Source organism: Hydrogenophaga sp. NH-16 (assembly GCF_004006415.1).
Classification (GTDB): domain Bacteria; phylum Pseudomonadota; class Gammaproteobacteria; order Burkholderiales; family Burkholderiaceae_C; genus Hydrogenophaga; species Hydrogenophaga pseudoflava.
The window spans coordinates 3764895-3779810 of record NZ_CP029344.1 but is presented as its reverse complement, the minus strand read 5'-3'; the positions used below and the strand labels follow the sequence as shown (position 1 = coordinate 3779810).

The following is a 14916-nucleotide window of genomic DNA, read 5'->3' as shown; positions in this document are numbered from 1 at the left end:
GATGAACCGCATCCTGCTGATCGACGACGACGAAAACCTCGGACCGCCGCTGGCCACCTACTTCCAGCGCTTCGAGATCCAGCTGGTCCATGCGACCCGGCCCAGCGCCGGGCTGGCCCAGCTGCGCAGCGGCGGATTCGACGCCGCCATCCTGGATGTGATGCTGCCCGAGATGGACGGTTTCGAGCTGTGCCGCACCATCCGCAAAGACAGCGACATCCCGATCATCATGCTGACCGCGCGAGGCGAGGTGATGGACCGCATCGTCGGTCTGGAGATCGGCGCCGACGACTACCTGCCCAAGCCCTTCGAGCCGCGCGAACTGGTGGCGCGCATCCAGACCGTGCTGCGCCGGCTCAAGCCCAACGGCAACGGCCACGCCGCGGTGCTCAGCGCCGCGCCGACGCTGAAGTTCGAAGGCCTGGAGATCGACACCGCGCGCCGCAGCGTGCTGCGCCAGGGCGAGGCCATCGAACTGACCGGCACCGAGTACGAGCTGCTGGCCATGCTGGCGCGCGAACCGGGCCGGGTGTTCAGCCGCGACGACATCCTCAACCAGCTGCGCGGCCACGAGGCCGATCTCTACACGCGCGCGGTGGACATCGTGGTCAGCCGCCTGCGCAGGAAGCTGGAGCCGTTGGACTGCATCAAGACCCTGCGCAACGCCGGCTACTCGCTGGCGCTGCGGCGGGAGGCCGAGTGAGCCCGGCCCGCATCTCGGCCTGGAAACGGGCCAAGCACCGCGTCGCGCATTCGATCAAGCTGCGCATGGTGCTGCTGTTCCTGCTGCTCGCGGCGGCGATGACCTTCGTGTTTTTCACGGGTGCGCAGAGGGCGTTCTCCATGGGCTGGCGCGAGGCCGCACGCCCGCTGCTCATGGACTACGTCGACCAGCTGACCCGGGAGTGCACCGCCGGCGGCCCCACGCCCAGCGTCGAGCGCGCGCGGGCCATCATCGGGCGCCTGCCGCTGACGGTCACCATCACCGGCCCGCAGATCAACTGGTCGTCCCACCCCGACCAGCCGCCGCCCGACTGGCTGCGGGACAAGCCCGGAGCAGGGACCTCCTGGCGCCGCGACGACGCGGACAGCGGACCCGACTGGCAGGGCATCCTGCAGCGCACCACCGCCGACGGGCATGTGCTCACCTTCGGTATCAACGGCCAGGCCTTCGAGCGCAAGCCGCGCATGATCGGCGTCGCACTGGCGGCACTGCTGGTGCTCACCCTGCTGGCCTGGATGTATGTGCGGCATCTGCTCAAGCCGCTGGACGCGATCGGCGAAGGCGCGCGCCGCTTTGGCAAGGGCGACTTCAGCCAGCCGATTCCAGAGCGCTGCATCCACGGCCCCGACGAGCTGGGCGAGCTCGCGACCACCATCAACACCATGGGTCAGGACATCCACCAGATGCTCGAAGCCAAGCGCGCGCTGCTGCTGGCGATCAGCCACGAGCTGCGCAGCCCGCTGACCCGGGCGCGCCTCAACGCCGAGCTGCTGCCCGAAACCGCGGACGTGAACCCGCAGCGGGACGCCCTGATGCGCGACCTGCAGGAAATGGCCTCGTTGATCAGCGACCTGCTGGAAAGCGAGCGGCTGGCCGGCAACCACACGGCGCTGCAGCGAGCCCCCACCGACCTGCCCGCGCTGGCCCGGCAGGTGATCGACGAACTCCGGGCGCGGCACCCCGCCGCGGCGAAGGTGACGGTGCATGCGCCCGGGAACATGCCCGCCGCCTCGGTAGACGCCTCGCGCGTGCGCCTGCTGCTGCGCAACCTGGTGGACAACGCGCTGCGCCACGGCGCCGACGCCGCCCAGCCGCCGTCGGTGACGCTGTCGTCGGACGCGGGGACCGTCACCCTGGAGGTGCGCGACCACGGGCCGGGCGTGCCCGAGGAACAGCTGGCCCACCTCGCACAGGCCTTCTACCGCCCGGACAGCGCGCGCACCCGTGCGGCTGGCGGGGTCGGGCTGGGTCTCTATCTGTGCCGACTGGTGGCGCAGGCCCATGGCGGCAGCTTCGCGGTGCGCAATGCGCAGCCGGGGCTGGCGGTCACGGTCACGCTGCCGCCGGCTTGACGCGGGTCATCGCCAGGGCGTCGCGCTTGTGCGATGCTGAGGTATGGCCCATTCCTCAAACACCCCCTTGCCCGGTTTCGCCACCGATCCCACCCGCTACCTGTTCTTCACGGGCAAGGGCGGGGTGGGCAAAACCTCGCTGTCCACCGCCACCGCCATCGCGCTGGCCGACGCCGGCCGGCGCGTGCTGCTGGTCAGCACCGACGCCGCCTCCAACCTCGACGAGATGCTGGGGGTCCCGCTGTCCAACCAGCCGGTGGCGGTGCCTGGCGTGCCGGGGCTGCAGATGCTCAACATCGACCCCGACAGCGCCGCCGAGGCCTACCGCCAGCGCGTGCTGGCACAGCTGGAGGCGGGCGCCAGCCACGAGGAGCGCGCAACGGTGCGCGAGCAGCTCTCGGGCGCCTGCACCACCGAGATCGCCGCCTTCGACGAGTTCGCCGCGCTGCTGGCCGGCGAGGCGACGGACGGGCACTTCGATCATGTGGTCTTCGACACCGCGCCCACCGGCCACACCCTGCGCCTGCTGAGCCTGCCCAAGGCCTGGAGCGGTTTCCTGGCCGGCAACGACCGCGGCGCTTCCTGCCTGGGGCCGCATTCGGGGCTGAAGATGCAGGAGGCGCGTTTCAATGCCGCGCTGCGGGCCCTGAGCGACCCGTCGCTCACCACCGTAGTGCTGGTCACGCGGCCCGACCCACGCCCCATGCAGGAAGCCGCGCGCACCTCGGACGAGCTGCGACAGCTCGGGCTGGCGAACCAGCGGCTAGCCATCAACGGCGTGTTCCACGCCAGCGATCCGGCCGACCGCGTGGCGGCGTCCATCGAAGCCCTGGGCCGCGAGGCGCTGGCGCAGCTGCCCGGGGCGCTGGCCGCACTCCCGCGCGATGAGGTGCCGCTGCGGGCCTTCGACACCGTCGGCCTGCCCGCGCTGCGTGCGTTGCTCGGTGGCGGCCCGGCGCCGGACGTCGTGCCCGCCGCGGGCGCCACCGAACTGCCGGCCGGCTCGCTGGCCGCGCTGACCGACGAACTGGCCGCGGCCGGTCACGGGCTGGTCATGGTCATGGGCAAGGGCGGCGTGGGCAAGACCACCATCGCCGCCGCGCTGGCGGTCGGCCTGGTGCAGCGTGGCCACAGCGTGCACCTGACCACCACCGACCCCGCGGCGCATGTGGCCGATGCCCTGAACGGCAGCCTGGACGGTCTCAAGGTCGGCCGCATCGACCCCAGGGCCGAGACCGCCGCCTACATCGACAAGATCATGGCCACGCGCGGCAAGAACCTCGATGAGCAGGGCAGGGCGCTGCTATTGGAGGACCTGCAGTCGCCCTGCACCGAAGAAGTGGCGGTGTTCCACGCCTTCAGCCGCGTGGTCAACGAGGCGCGCACGTCCTTCGTCGTGCTTGACACCGCGCCCACGGGGCACAGCCTGCTGCTGATGGATGCCACCGGCGCCTACCACCGCCAGATGACGCGGCAGTACGAGGGCATGGCCAACGCCAAGCACATCATCACGCCGCTCATGCGCCTGCAGGACCCGGACACGACCAAGGTCGTGATCGTCACCCTGCCCGAGGTCACCCCGGTGAGCCAGGCGGCTGCGCTGCAGGACGACCTGCGACGCGCGAGCATCGAGCCCTGGGCCTGGGTCATCAACAAGAGCATTGCCGCCACCGGCACCACCGACCCGCTGCTGCAGGCGCGTCTGGCAGGCGAAGCCCGGCAGACAGCGCGCATTGCCAACGGGCTGGCAAACCGCACCTTTGTGCTGCCCTGGTTGCCCCAGGCACCGGTGGGTGTGGCGGCGCTGGGCGCCCTGGTGGCGCCGGGCCTCTGAGCGTCAGAGGCCGTCGTCGGCGGGGGGCTGCGGCTTGGGCCTGAACAGCAGGCCGACACCAAAGGCCAGCGCGTCCGCACCCATCGAGCACAGGCGCATCACCAGGGCCACGCCCAAGGCGGTTTCCAGCCCGATGGCCGGCCCCATGAGCTGGATCATCACCGCCTCGCGCACGCCGATGCCGCCCGGCGACCCGGGCACCAGGAAACCGGCCGTCCACGACACGGCAAACAGCAGGACCATCTCCAGCAGGTTGATCTCGGGGTGCTGGAACAGCTCGGCCGCCAGCAGCTCCACCACGGCGCCGAGCACGACGAAGGAGAAGGCGATCAGGCCGGCCACGCTCATGGCCGTCAGCAGCCGGGGTTCGGCCAGCAGCTGGCCGCGGCCGAGCTTGCGGCTGAGGCCCGGCAGCAGGCGGTTGACCACCTGCACCGCCAGGAAGGGCGCGATCAGCATGGTGACGGCGACGGCGGCCAGATAGCCCGGGTGGCTGGTGTCGACCAGTCCCTCGTGCAGGTCGTTCACGACAAACAGCAGGGCCGCCACGGCGAAGATGCCGCTGATGCCCAGCACCCAGAAGGTTTCCATGGCCATGGTGGCGATGGTCTTGCCGGCCGGGATGCCGGCCTGGCTGCCCAGCAGGACCCGGCCCGCGAAATGGCCCACGTTGCCGGGCAGGTATTTGCCCATCTGCGAGACGGCGATGATCTGCAGCGCCTGGCCGTAGGGCAGCTTCACGCCCTGGTCCCGCAGCAGCAGCTGCCACATCAGCGCGATCAGCGGCACGCTGGTGAGGCAGCCCAGTACCGCCAGCGCGATGACGCCGGCCGCCGACCAGCCCCATTCGATCGGCGGCAACTGGTGGAGGTTGTCCCAGAGGTGGAAACCGAAGTAGCCACAGGAGGCGAGCAGCAGGGCCAGCGCCAGCCCGCGCAGAAGCCAGTAGCGGGCGGATCGGGAGGGACGGGGCGCGGCTTCCCCGTTGAGGGTGGACGCAGAGGCGTGGGTCATGTTCTGCGTTCTGCACAGAGTTGGAAGAAGCCCGGGATTTTACTGGGGGGTGTTCCCACGATCCGGCACCGCGCTCAGGCCGTGGGCGGACTGTTCGAGGCGAGCAGCTCCCGCAACCAGCGGTGGGCGGCGTCGTCCTGGTGGCGGCGGTGCCAGATCAGGTACATCGGCAGCGGCGGGCAGGGCACGGGCACCTCGCAGCTGCCGAAACCCGCCATGAAACGCCCGGCCAGCAGCGAGGGCGCGGTCGCCAGCAGCGGGCTGCCGCGCAGGAAGGCGGGCAGGGCGCCGAAGCCCGGCACCATCACGGCAAAGCGGCGGTGCAGGCCGCGGGCTTCGAGCGTGCGGTCCAGGTGCAGGGTGCGCCGGGGTTCGTAGACCACGGTGATGTGGTCGGCCGCGAGGTAGTCCTGGAGCGTTGTCGGTGCCGTGCGCACGCTGGCATCGAAATAGACCATGTAGCGGTCCTCGAACAGGCGCTTCTGCACGATGTCGCTGCCCTCGGGTGGGCGTGGGCTGATCGCCAGGTCGCACACACCGTCGCGCAGCATCTCCAGGCTCGGCACGTCGGACGGGATGATGCGCAGGGCCAGACCGGGCGCCTGTTCCCGCAGCCGCTGCGCCAGGGTCGGCAGCAGCACCTCGCGCTGGAAGTCGTTGGCTGCGATGGTGAGCGTGCCCTTCCAGCGCGCCGGGTCGAAGGCGCCGCTCTGCGCAAAGACCTGCAGCTGGCGCAACAGCTCGCGCGCCTGCACCGCCAGCCCCGCCGCGCGGGCCGTGGCAACGATGCCGCGCCCACTCTTGACGAACAGCGCGTCGCCGGTGATGGCGCGCAGCTTGTCCAGCTGGTGGCTCACGGCCGACTGGGTGACGCCCAGGGACTGCGCCGCGCCGGTGATGCTGCCCGCCTCGACGACGGCCACCAGCAGTTGCAGCAGGCGGGCGTCGAGGTCTGACCAATCGAAATCACTCATGTGTTTGATGATCATTCATCTGTTTATCTTTGGCAATGCGGGCGGAATACTCCGGCTTGACCGACGTCAATCCACCCCACGCAGGAGACAGATGTGAGCAAGACCATCCCCGGCACCACGCCATTCGACGGCGACGCGGCCCAGAAGGGCTACGCGCTGAACAAGATGTGCTTTTCCTTCAACCACAAGGAAAACCGCGACGCGTTCGTGGCCGACCCCGAGGCCTACATGCAGCAGTACGGCCTGAACGAGCAGCAGGCCGAGGCGATCCGTTCCAAGCAGGTGCTGGCCCTGATCGCGGCCGGCGGCAACGCCTACTACCTGGCCAAGTTCGCCGGCATTTTCGGCCTGGACATGCAGGACATCGGCGCCCAGCAGACGGGCATGACCAAAGATCAATTCAAGGCCAAGCTCGTTGCTGCCAACGAGCAGTGCTGAACCAGGAGACCCCCCCATGGCACAACTCATCGGTGGCCTGGCCACATCGCACATCCCCGCCATCGGCGGCGCCATCCACAAGGGCAAGCAGAACGACCCCTACTGGAAGCCCTTCTTCGATGGCTTTCCGCCGATCCACCAGTGGCTGGGCAAGGTCCAGCCCGACGTGGTGGTGGTGTTCTACAACGACCACGGCCTGAACTTCTTCCTCGACAAAATGCCGACCTTCGCCGTCGGTGCCGCCGCGACCTACAGCAACGCCGACGAGGGCTGGGGCATCCCGACGCTGCCGCCGATCCCGGGCTGCCCGGACCTGTCGTGGCACCTGATACGCGAGCTGATCGCCAAGGAGTTCGACATCGTGACCTGCCAGGAGATGCTGGTGGATCACGCCTGCACGCTGCCGTTCAAGCTGTTCTGGCCCGAGCACGAGATCGCACCGGTGCAGATCGTGCCGATCAACATCAACACGGTGCAGTTCCCGCTGCCGACCGCGAAGCGCGTCTACAAGCTGGGCAAGGCGGTGGGGGAGGCGATCCAGAGCTGGGACAGCGACAAGCGCGTGGCGGTAATGGCCACGGGCGGCCTGTCGCACCAGCTGGACGGCGAGCGCGCAGGCTTCATCAACAAGCAGTTCGACCTGCAGTTCCTGGACAGCATGGAAACGAACCCGGAGTGGGCGACGCAGTTCAGCGATCTGGAGCTGGTGGAGAAGGCGGGCACGCAGGGGGTGGAGCTGCTGATGTGGCTGGCGATGCGGGCGGCGCTGACGGTGTCCGCTTCGGGTGTGCGCAAGGTGCACAGCAACTACCACATCCCCATCTCCAATACCGCGACCGGGGTGCTGGCGCTGGAGACGGTCTGACCTGTTGTTCCTGTCGCCGAGTCGAAGAGGGGCCTTTGTCAGTCCGTGTCAAAACGGATGAGCGGGGGCACACAAGAGACGCCTTGGTGCAACCCAAGGCGTTTTTTGCTTCAGAAATGGCAGCGCGCACGCACCGCTGGCGTGCTGACCATCAACTCCTATCATGCGCAAGATGGGTTGGCCGGACGCATACAGCGCTCTTGCTCAGCAGCTTCTTGTCGTGCAAAGCCTTGGCGGCGTCGGAGATGGGAAGCCATTCACCCGTGCGCAGCTTGGGGAAGGCCTCCAGGATCATGTCTTTGGTGACCTGCTCGGCGGGCGTGGCGTTGGCGGTCGGTGCAGGCTTTGCCGCTACCTTCTTGGTGGCTGGCGCTTTCTTGGCCGGGGTCTTCTTGGCTGCCGGTGCTGGAGCGGCGGCTTTCTTCGTAGCAGGCGGCGCTTTGGCGGCGGCCTTTTCGCTGCCAGCAGTTCGGCCCACGTAGATCACACCGTCGTAGGCCTTGAACGCTTCGGGCGCCATCTTTCGGTACTCCGACACGCACAGCACCTTGATGCCCCTCTCGCGCAAACGCACGACCAGCGGCACGAAGTCCGCATCGCCGGAGCCAATCACCAGGGTCTGGGGGGCTGGCATCTCGCAGGCCAGCTCCATGGCGTCCACGGCCAGCGCCATGTCGGTGGTGTTCTTGGTGAGGTAGACGTTGAGGAATGGGCGGATCGCCCAGTCACGCAAGGGTTCGGCCAGGCCCTTGAGGTTTTCTGCGCTGCCATAGGCCCGCCGCACGGCGATGGGGCCTTCGGTGGCTTCGATGGTGGTGATGGCTTCATTCACCCAGGCGGGTGAACTCAGGTTGTCGGCATCGATCAGGAAAACGATCATGGTGGGCTCCTTTGGGCGGTGGAGCATGTTAGGTGGGGCAGCGCCCTAAACCGTCTCCCGCTGCTCAAACCCGTCCAACGCTTCCGCTGCGCCCAGCGCTTCCTGCACCACCACCCCATCCACCCGCGCCATCTCCGGCCCGCGCCGCGCCCATTCGATGAGCGCCTGCACCGCGTTCGCCGGCCCGCAGGCCAGGGCCTCGACGCTGCCATCGCGCCGATTGCGCACCCAGCCGCTGACGCCCAGCGCGGTCGCCTGCTGCGCCATGTTCCAGCGGTAGCCGACGCCTTGCACGCGGCCGGTGATGCGCAGGTGGCGGGTGATGACGGCCTGCGTGCTCATGGGGTCTCGGACAGCGGCAGCGCCGAGGCGGGCAAGCCGAACACCTTGTCGAACGCCCAGTTGAAGACAAAGGTGTAGAGCAGGAAGAACAGCGCCAGCCCGATCTCCAGCACCAGCGCGTGCTGCAGCCCGATATCGAACCACCAGGCGAACAGCGGCACCAGCAGGACCAGGAAGCCCAGCTCGAAACCGACGGCGTGGGCCACGCGGCGCCCGAGGCCACGGCCGCGCACGCTCTGGCGCGCTTCCCAGCGCTCGAACAGGGAGTTGTAGACCAGGTTCCACACGATGGCGATCACCGCCGAGGCCACCGCGATCACGCCGGCGTGTTCCAGGCTGGCGCCGGAACCGGCGGCCAGACCGGTGCTGCTGATGGCGATGGCGAACAGTTCGTAGAGGGTGACGTAGACGATTTTTCGGCGGGCGCCTTGCATGGGAATGGGAGGTGTGGGGTTACTGGAGCCGCGGGGGCGCGGCTATGCTCCCCCGATTGTGATGTCTGGGCTGGAGCGCGCGATGCTGGATGTGGTCTGTCTGTGTGCCGAGTGGTGCAGTGCCTGCCGGGCCTGGCGGCCGGACTGGAACGTGGCCGTCGCGCGCCACCCGCAGCACCGCTGGCAGTGGCTGGACATCGAGGACGAACCGGACCTGATGGACGAGGTGGGACTGGACATCGAGACCTTCCCCACAGTGCTGATCGCCCGCGGTGGCCAGGCCCTGTTCCTCAGCGCGATCCCGCCGCAGCCGGCGTTTCTGGACCACCTGCTGACCCGCCTGGGCGCCAAAGATGCCGTCCCACAGGGCGTGGCGCCCGAGGCGGTGGCGCTGGCGCAGCGCCTGGCCGCGCGCCACCGCGCCTGAACACCATTCCTTTCACCGAAGCACCGGAGCCGGGCGTCGATCCACTGAGCGGCGTCGGGGGTCAGGCGGTCAACCCGAGGAAGCTGTCGAGGATGTGGAAGTGGTCGTCGTGGAAGCGGTCTTCCATCGCCGCCAGGTCGGCGATGGGCACCCACTGCGCCGATCGGGCGTCGTCGCCGCCCTGCACCTCGGGCAGCGGACGCTGGCCCAGGTCGAAGTGGTGGGCGTGGGTGATGACGCGGCCGCGCGCGCTGCGGTCGGGGTGGTCGAACACGCGCACGCCCTTGAGCGCGTGCGCGATGTCGGCCGGCAGCAGGTGCAGGCCGGTCTCTTCGTGCAGTTCGCGCAGGGCCGACTGGTAGACCGTCTCGCGCGGCTCCAGAAAGCCGCCGGGCAGGGCGAACAGGCCCTGGCCGGGCGCACGGTCGCGCACGATCAGCAGCACGTGGCCGGCGCACTGGATCAGCGCGTCGACCGTGACGAACACCGGCGGGTAGGGCGCGCTGGCCCACAAGGCCTTCTCGGCGCGCAGGCTGACCCATTCCGCCGCCAGTTCGGCGTAGCAGGGCAGCTGGGCCCAGGCGCGCAGGAAGTGAATGGTCGAGAGCGGCACCTGGCTGACCAGTGCCGCCAGCGCGGGCTCCAGCGGGTGGCCGGCGGCGCCGAACAGTGCATCGCGCACGGCGCTCGAATGCAGCGCGCCCTGCGAGCCCACGTCGTCCAGCAGCCAGCCGGGAAAGTCGTCGAGGTAGGTGCTGGTCGCATCCTTGTGGTGGCCCACCAGCACGGTCTGTCCCGGTGGCAGCGTACCCAGCTGCGCCTGCACACCTTCGCGCACCGCCTGTACCCAGCGCTGGCCGTCGTAGTGGTCGCGCACCGGCAGAAAGCCCACACGCGCCGCCTCGTCCGCCGTCAGCGCCAGGCGGATCATCTCGACCCGCTCGGCCCAGGTGAAGGGGTTCTTGGGGCTGCGCGCCTGGAAGGCGGAGCCGATGACGACCACCACGCGCGGTGCAAGCGCGAGGGCGCGGCGGATCACGGCGAGCTGCCCCAGGTGCAGGCCCTGGAAGCGGCCGATGCAGACGGCGGCGGCGAAGGTCGGGGTAGTGGCGTTCATGGTGATCAGAAGTGTTGGGCGGCGATGGGCATCTGGCGGCCGGAGCCGAAGGCACGGGCGCGCACACGGATGACGGGCGGGGCCTGGCGGCGCTTGTATTCACTGCGCGCGACCATGCGGCGCACACGGTCCACCAGCGCCGGGCCCTCGGGCTGCTGCAGCAGACGGGCCACGAAGGTCTCGACCTCGACACGCTCCTCGCGCGCCAGACCGTGGCCTTCGATCAGGTGCTTGAGCACCTCGTCGAGCACGTCGTAGGGCGGCAGGCTGTCGGTGTCCTTCTGGTCGGGCGCGAGTTCGGCCGAGGGGGGCTTCTCGATGATGGCCTGCGGAATGATCTCGCGGCCGGCGGCGTCGTTCAGGTGGCGCGCGAGCGCGAACACCTCGGTCTTGTAGAGGTCGCCGATCAGGCCCAGGCCGCCGTTGGTGTCGCCGTAGAGCGTGCAGTAGCCGACCGACATCTCCGACTTGTTGCCGGTGGTCAGCAGCAGGTGGCCCCAGGTGTTGGAGTACTCCATGAGGACGGTGCCGCGGATGCGAGCCTGCAGGTTCTCCAGCGCCAGGCCTTGCAGCGGCGCACCGAAGGCCGCCTCGAAGCCTGCGCTGTAGCCCTGCACCAGGCCGGCGATGGGGTGGCGGTGCAGGCGCACGCCCAGCGCGTTGCACAGCGTCTGCGAGTCGTCCACCGAGCCCGCCGACGAAAACACCGAGGGCATGGTGATGGCGATCACCCGGTCGGGGCCGAAGGCTTCGGCCGCGAGCGCGATGGTGATGGCAGAGTCGATGCCGCCGGAGGAGCCGATCACTGCCTGTGTGAAGCCGCAGCGGCGCGCGTAGTCGCGCAGGCCGAGCACGATCTGCTCGCGGTAGAAGGCCAGAGTGGACAAGCCCTCGGCGGGCACGGCAGGCAGTGCGCCACCCCGCGCGTCGCGGAAGCCGCTGGCCTCGAAGCGCAGCGTGGTGACGTCCTCGGCAAAGCGCTGCGCCTCGAACACCACGCCGGCTTTCGGCTCCACCGCGAAGGAGGCGCCGTCGTAGACCAGCTGGTCGTGGCCGCCAACCTGGTTGACATAGAGGATGGGCAGGCCGTGGCGGCGGCTGGCGGCCGCGAAGATCTGGTGGCGCTGTTCGCGCTTGCCGATGTGGGACGGGCTGGCGTTGATGGACACCACCAGGTCGGGCGCGGCGTCGCGCAGCCGCTCGAACGGGTTGACCGTGTAGCCGCTGCCGTCGTCGTTCCAGCCGTCTTCGCAGATCAGGAAGCCGACCTGCGCAGTGCCGATGCGCAGCACCTTGGCCACGTCGGGGCCGGGCTCGAAGTGGCGGCGCTCGCTGAAGACGTTGTAAGTGGGCAGCAGCTGCTTGGCGTATTCGAGCAGCACTTCGCCCGCACGCACCACACGCAGCACGTTGCGCAGCGGCTTGCCCGGCCCTTGGTGGGCCGCCGGCATGCCGATCACCCAGTGCAGCGCGGGCATCTGGCGCGAGGCCAGCAGCAGCGCCTCGAAGCCTGCGTCCACGCGGGCCATGAAGTGCGGTTCGTCGAGCAGGTCGCCCGGGTAGTAGCCGGTGAGCGAGAGTTCGGAGAAGACGACCAGCTCGGCACCGTCGTCGCGGGCGCGCTGCGCGGCTGCGACCATCTGGCGCACGTTGCCGTCCATGTCGCCCACGGTGACGTTGAGCTGGGCCAGTGTGATGGTGATCATGTGGCCTCCGCGGGCACGTTGAACACCTGGCGCAGGTAGGCCAGGAAGGTGGCGTCGTCGCACAGGGTCTTGCCGGGCGAGTCTGACAGCTTGGCCACCGGCTGGCCGTTGGCACTGGTGAGCTTCATGACGATGTTCAGCGTCTGCAGGCCGACGTCGTTGGACAGGTGGGTGCCGATGCCGAAGCCCAGCTGCGTGCGGTCGCCCAGCGCGCGGTAGATGCCGATGGCCTTGTCCACCGTCAGGCCATCGGAGAACACCAGGCGCTTGGTATGCGGGTCGATGCGCAGCTTGGCGTAGTGGGCCAGGGCCTTCTCCGCCCAGACCAGCGGGTCGCCGGAGTCGTGGCGCAGACCGTCGAACAGCTTGGCAAAGTAGAGGTCGAAGTCCGCCAGGAACGCGTCCATGCCGACCACGTCGGTCAGCGCGATGCCGAGGTCGCCGCGGTACTCCTGCACCCAGTCTTCCAGCGCGGCCTTCTGCGAATCGCGCAGGCGCACGCCCAGAGCCTGGTAGGTCTGCAGGTACTCGTGCGCCATGGTGCCGATGGGCACCAGACCGAGGTCGCACGCCAGCCGCACATTGGAGGTGCCCTTGAACACCTGGGGCAGGCGCGCGCTGAAGGCCTGCACCACCTCGCGCTGCCAGGGCCGCGAGAAGCGGCGGCGCACGCCGAAGTCGAACAGCTCGAAGGGGTGGCGCAGGGCGGGCTGCTGCACGAAGGCCTCGATGGTGGCGATCTTGGCCTCCAGCCGGCGGCGACCCTCGACCTCGGCCGCCGCACGGTCGAAGCGGCGGAAGTACAGCTCGTTGACGATGGCCAGCACGAAGATCTCGAAGGCCATGACGTGCACCTGCGGCCCCTTCGCCACGATGCGCAGCTGGTCGCCCTCGGCGAAGGCCTGGATGAAGCCGCGCTGGAAACGGAAGATGCGCAGGAAGTCGACGAAGTCGCTCTTGATGTAGCGCAGGCCGCCGAGGTAGCGCAGCTCGTCCTCGGTGAACGAGAGGGCGCACAGCGCGTCCAGTTCGGCGTTGACCTCGTCCAGCAGTTCGGTCAGCGGGTAGGCCGGCTGGTTGCGGCAGACAAAGCGGTACTCCGCCTGCGTCTGCGGATGCCGGTGCAGCATGGTCTGCCACATCGTGAACTTGTAGAGGTCGGTGTCCAGCAGGCTGGTGATGACGGGTTCCATGGTGGCTCCGGGTTCAGGCGCTGGCCTGAAGAAGGGGAAGGACCTCGGCGCAGGTGGCCAGGCGCGCGCCCTGGCGCTGCAGATCCGCCAGGAAAGCGGTGGCCTGTGCCTCGAACCCGGTGACCGGGCTCATCGCGTCGGTCAGCAGCACCAGCTTGTCCAGCCGGCGCGAGGGCAGGTGCTGCGCCAGGTGTTCGACGGTGGCCTTGACGCAGTGGCTGCTGGCCTCGCCCGCGATGACGATGCGCTCGGCCTCGTCCAGTCTGGCGATCAGCGCGGTGTTGAGCTGCGTGTCCTCGTCGGCCGCATCGGGCACCTCGGCCTGCAGGGCGCTGTAGTGCTCGGTCCAGGGGTTGCTGCCCTTGGTGACCTTCTGCACCACGCCCAGGCGCCGGTCTTCCCAGCGGTTGTAGGCGGCCTTGACGGCGGGGTGCACGTTGTGGCCCCAGCTGCCGATCTCGCAGTGCACGGGCCAGACCATCAGCGTGTAGCGGCCGGCCTGCTCCAGCGCGTCGAGGTAGGCGAGCGTGCGGGGCAGGGCGCTCGCATCGCGCGGCCGGTACTCGCCTGCGCGGACCTGGGCCGCGGTGATGGCGGTGAACGGCGCCACGGCCGCGCCTTCGCCGGTCTGCCAGAAGGTGGGGTGGGCGATGTCGTAGCGCTGGTGCGAATCGAGGGTGACGACGATGCGGTGAATGCCACCACCCCCGGCGTCGATCAGCGCGGCCAGGCGCAGCATGTCGGCGTGGGCGCCGCTGACCGGCAGCGCAGGTGCGGCGGGGGTCTGGCGCAGCGGGTCCACGGCGCGCCATTCCTCGGGCAGGTCACAGAAGTCGTTCTGCGGGTCGATGACCAACACAGTGGTGCAGCTGCTCATGGTGTCCTCCTGGGTCGATGGTAGGTGAGGGCGCGCCTTTCCCCGGGCGCTGAGCCCTGCCCGGCGGTTTGTCGACGTGCTCCAGGGCGCCTCGCCGCAAGCCTGCGCGGGTGATCGGCGGCGGCAGAATGAGCCATTTTTAAAACCAGTAAAAATAAAAAACTGGCTTTTTATTTACATAAGGCATATGATTCGCCGGTGAGCGGGTTCGCTGGCATGCGCCAACCGAAGCCCCAAGGCTGGCAGCCCCTGTGCCGCACAGCCCGTCTCCCTGCCCGGCGGCCTTGCGGCTCCTGCGGCATCTGTCCTCGCGGCATCCTTTGAAGCCGCTTCTCTCTGCGCCACCGGGGCTGTGTCCCGACCACGGCGCCACTCTCTGAAAGGCTCGCCATGAGCACCAAACTGTACGTGGGCAACCTGCCCTACTCCGCCGACGACCATTCGTTGCGCAACAACTTCGCCGAGTTCGGCGACGTGGCCTCCGCCAAGATCATGATGGACCGCGACAGCGGCCGCTCCAAGGGCTTCGGCTTTGTGGAAATGGGCTCTGCCGATCAAGCCGAAGCCGCGATCAAGGGCCTGAACGGCCTGTCCGTCGGTGGCCGCAACATCGTCGTCAACGTGTCGCGCCCGAAAGAGTCGACCGGCGGTGGCTACGGCGACCGTGGTGGACGCGGCGGCTACTGAGCCCTCCCGCTCCTCGCGAAGAAGCCGGCCCGCTGGGCCGGTTTTTTTTCGT

Annotated in this window: 16 protein-coding genes; 7 read left to right on the top strand and 9 right to left on the bottom strand. The window is 68.9% G+C overall.

Annotation, left to right across the window (positions count from 1 at the left end):
• Position 1 precedes the first annotated feature (1 nt).
• Genes DD542_RS18225 through arsA form a run of 3 tightly spaced genes read left to right on the top strand, consistent with a single transcriptional unit; the run spans position 2 to position 3910 of the window.
• Positions 2-703, top strand: coding sequence for a response regulator transcription factor (locus DD542_RS18225; protein ID WP_066150388.1), 702 nt, complete (start codon positions 2-4; stop codon positions 701-703).
• Positions 700-2076: a HAMP domain-containing sensor histidine kinase gene (locus DD542_RS18220; RefSeq protein ID WP_066150390.1), complete on the top strand. Its 1377-nt coding sequence runs from the start codon at positions 700-702 to the stop codon at positions 2074-2076. Before DD542_RS18225 ends, DD542_RS18220 begins: the two co-directional genes overlap by 4 nt.
• 43 nt (positions 2077-2119) lie before the next feature.
• Positions 2120-3910, top strand: coding sequence for an arsenical pump-driving ATPase (gene arsA, locus DD542_RS18215; RefSeq protein ID WP_127806617.1), 1791 nt, complete (start codon positions 2120-2122; stop codon positions 3908-3910).
• Positions 3911-3913: 3 nt separating this feature from the next.
• Here arsA and DD542_RS18210 read toward each other — a convergent pair whose 3' ends face one another.
• Together DD542_RS18210 and DD542_RS18205 are read right to left on the bottom strand one after the other, a co-directional pair.
• Positions 3914-4924 (bottom strand): lysylphosphatidylglycerol synthase transmembrane domain-containing protein, encoded by a 1011-nt coding sequence (locus tag DD542_RS18210; protein WP_066150395.1) that lies wholly within the window; start codon positions 4922-4924, stop codon positions 3914-3916.
• Positions 4925-4998: 74 nt separating this feature from the next.
• Positions 4999-5898, bottom strand: a complete 900-nt coding sequence (locus tag DD542_RS18205; protein ID WP_127806616.1) for a LysR family transcriptional regulator — start codon at positions 5896-5898, stop codon at positions 4999-5001.
• A gap of 93 nt (positions 5899-5991) precedes the next feature.
• On the opposite strand from DD542_RS18205, the gene DD542_RS18200 reads away from it, so the two are divergent.
• Both DD542_RS18200 and DD542_RS18195 read left to right on the top strand, forming a co-directional pair.
• The gene (locus DD542_RS18200; RefSeq protein ID WP_127806615.1) at positions 5992-6336 is read left to right on the top strand and encodes a protocatechuate 4,5-dioxygenase subunit alpha; all 345 of its coding nucleotides are present in this window, start codon (positions 5992-5994) and stop codon (positions 6334-6336) included.
• Between the two features lie 16 nt (positions 6337-6352).
• Positions 6353-7201 carry a class III extradiol dioxygenase family protein gene (locus DD542_RS18195; RefSeq protein WP_127806614.1) on the top strand — a complete coding sequence of 283 codons (849 nt, stop codon included), beginning with the start codon at positions 6353-6355 and terminating at the stop codon, positions 7199-7201.
• A 151-nt stretch (positions 7202-7352) separates the two neighbouring features.
• Here the strand turns inward: DD542_RS18195 and DD542_RS18190 are convergent, their stop codons facing one another.
• Genes DD542_RS18190 through DD542_RS18180 form a run of 3 tightly spaced genes read right to left on the bottom strand, consistent with a single transcriptional unit; the run spans position 7353 to position 8857 of the window.
• On the bottom strand, positions 7353-8081 hold the full coding sequence (locus DD542_RS18190; RefSeq protein WP_164868431.1) for an NYN domain-containing protein: 729 nt from the start codon (positions 8079-8081) through the stop codon (positions 7353-7355).
• Between the two features lie 45 nt (positions 8082-8126).
• Entirely contained in the window at positions 8127-8423 is a 297-nt protein-coding gene (locus DD542_RS18185) for an acylphosphatase (RefSeq protein ID WP_127806612.1), read from the bottom strand.
• Positions 8420-8857 carry a PACE efflux transporter gene (locus tag DD542_RS18180; RefSeq protein WP_127806611.1) on the bottom strand — a complete coding sequence of 146 codons (438 nt, stop codon included), beginning with the start codon at positions 8855-8857 and terminating at the stop codon, positions 8420-8422. The genes DD542_RS18185 and DD542_RS18180 overlap by 4 nt, the downstream gene beginning before the upstream one ends.
• A gap of 61 nt (positions 8858-8918) precedes the next feature.
• Here DD542_RS18180 and DD542_RS18175 point away from each other — a divergent pair, with 61 nt between their 5' ends.
• The gene (locus tag DD542_RS18175; protein WP_164868430.1) at positions 8919-9284 is read left to right on the top strand and encodes a thioredoxin family protein; all 366 of its coding nucleotides are present in this window, start codon (positions 8919-8921) and stop codon (positions 9282-9284) included.
• Positions 9285-9345: 61 nt separating this feature from the next.
• Here DD542_RS18175 and DD542_RS18170 read toward each other — a convergent pair whose 3' ends face one another.
• The 4 genes from DD542_RS18170 to DD542_RS18155 are packed head-to-tail and all read right to left on the bottom strand — an operon-like array spanning position 9346 to position 14177.
• Entirely contained in the window at positions 9346-10401 is a 1056-nt protein-coding gene (locus DD542_RS18170) for a bifunctional nicotinamide-nucleotide adenylyltransferase/Nudix hydroxylase (protein ID WP_127806609.1), read from the bottom strand.
• Positions 10402-10406: 5 nt separating this feature from the next.
• On the bottom strand, positions 10407-12107 hold the full coding sequence (locus tag DD542_RS18165) for an NAD+ synthase (protein WP_127806608.1): 1701 nt from the start codon (positions 12105-12107) through the stop codon (positions 10407-10409).
• A complete protein-coding gene (pncB, locus tag DD542_RS18160; RefSeq protein WP_127806607.1) occupies positions 12104-13300 on the bottom strand; it encodes a nicotinate phosphoribosyltransferase in 1197 nt (398 codons plus the stop codon). The genes DD542_RS18165 and pncB overlap by 4 nt, the downstream gene beginning before the upstream one ends.
• A 13-nt stretch (positions 13301-13313) precedes the next feature.
• On the bottom strand, positions 13314-14177 hold the full coding sequence (locus DD542_RS18155; protein WP_127806606.1) for a cysteine hydrolase: 864 nt from the start codon (positions 14175-14177) through the stop codon (positions 13314-13316).
• 390 nt (positions 14178-14567) lie between these two features.
• On the opposite strand from DD542_RS18155, the gene DD542_RS18150 reads away from it, so the two are divergent.
• Positions 14568-14864: an RNA-binding protein gene (locus DD542_RS18150; RefSeq protein WP_127806605.1), complete on the top strand. Its 297-nt coding sequence runs from the start codon at positions 14568-14570 to the stop codon at positions 14862-14864.
• Positions 14865-14916 lie beyond the last annotated feature (52 nt).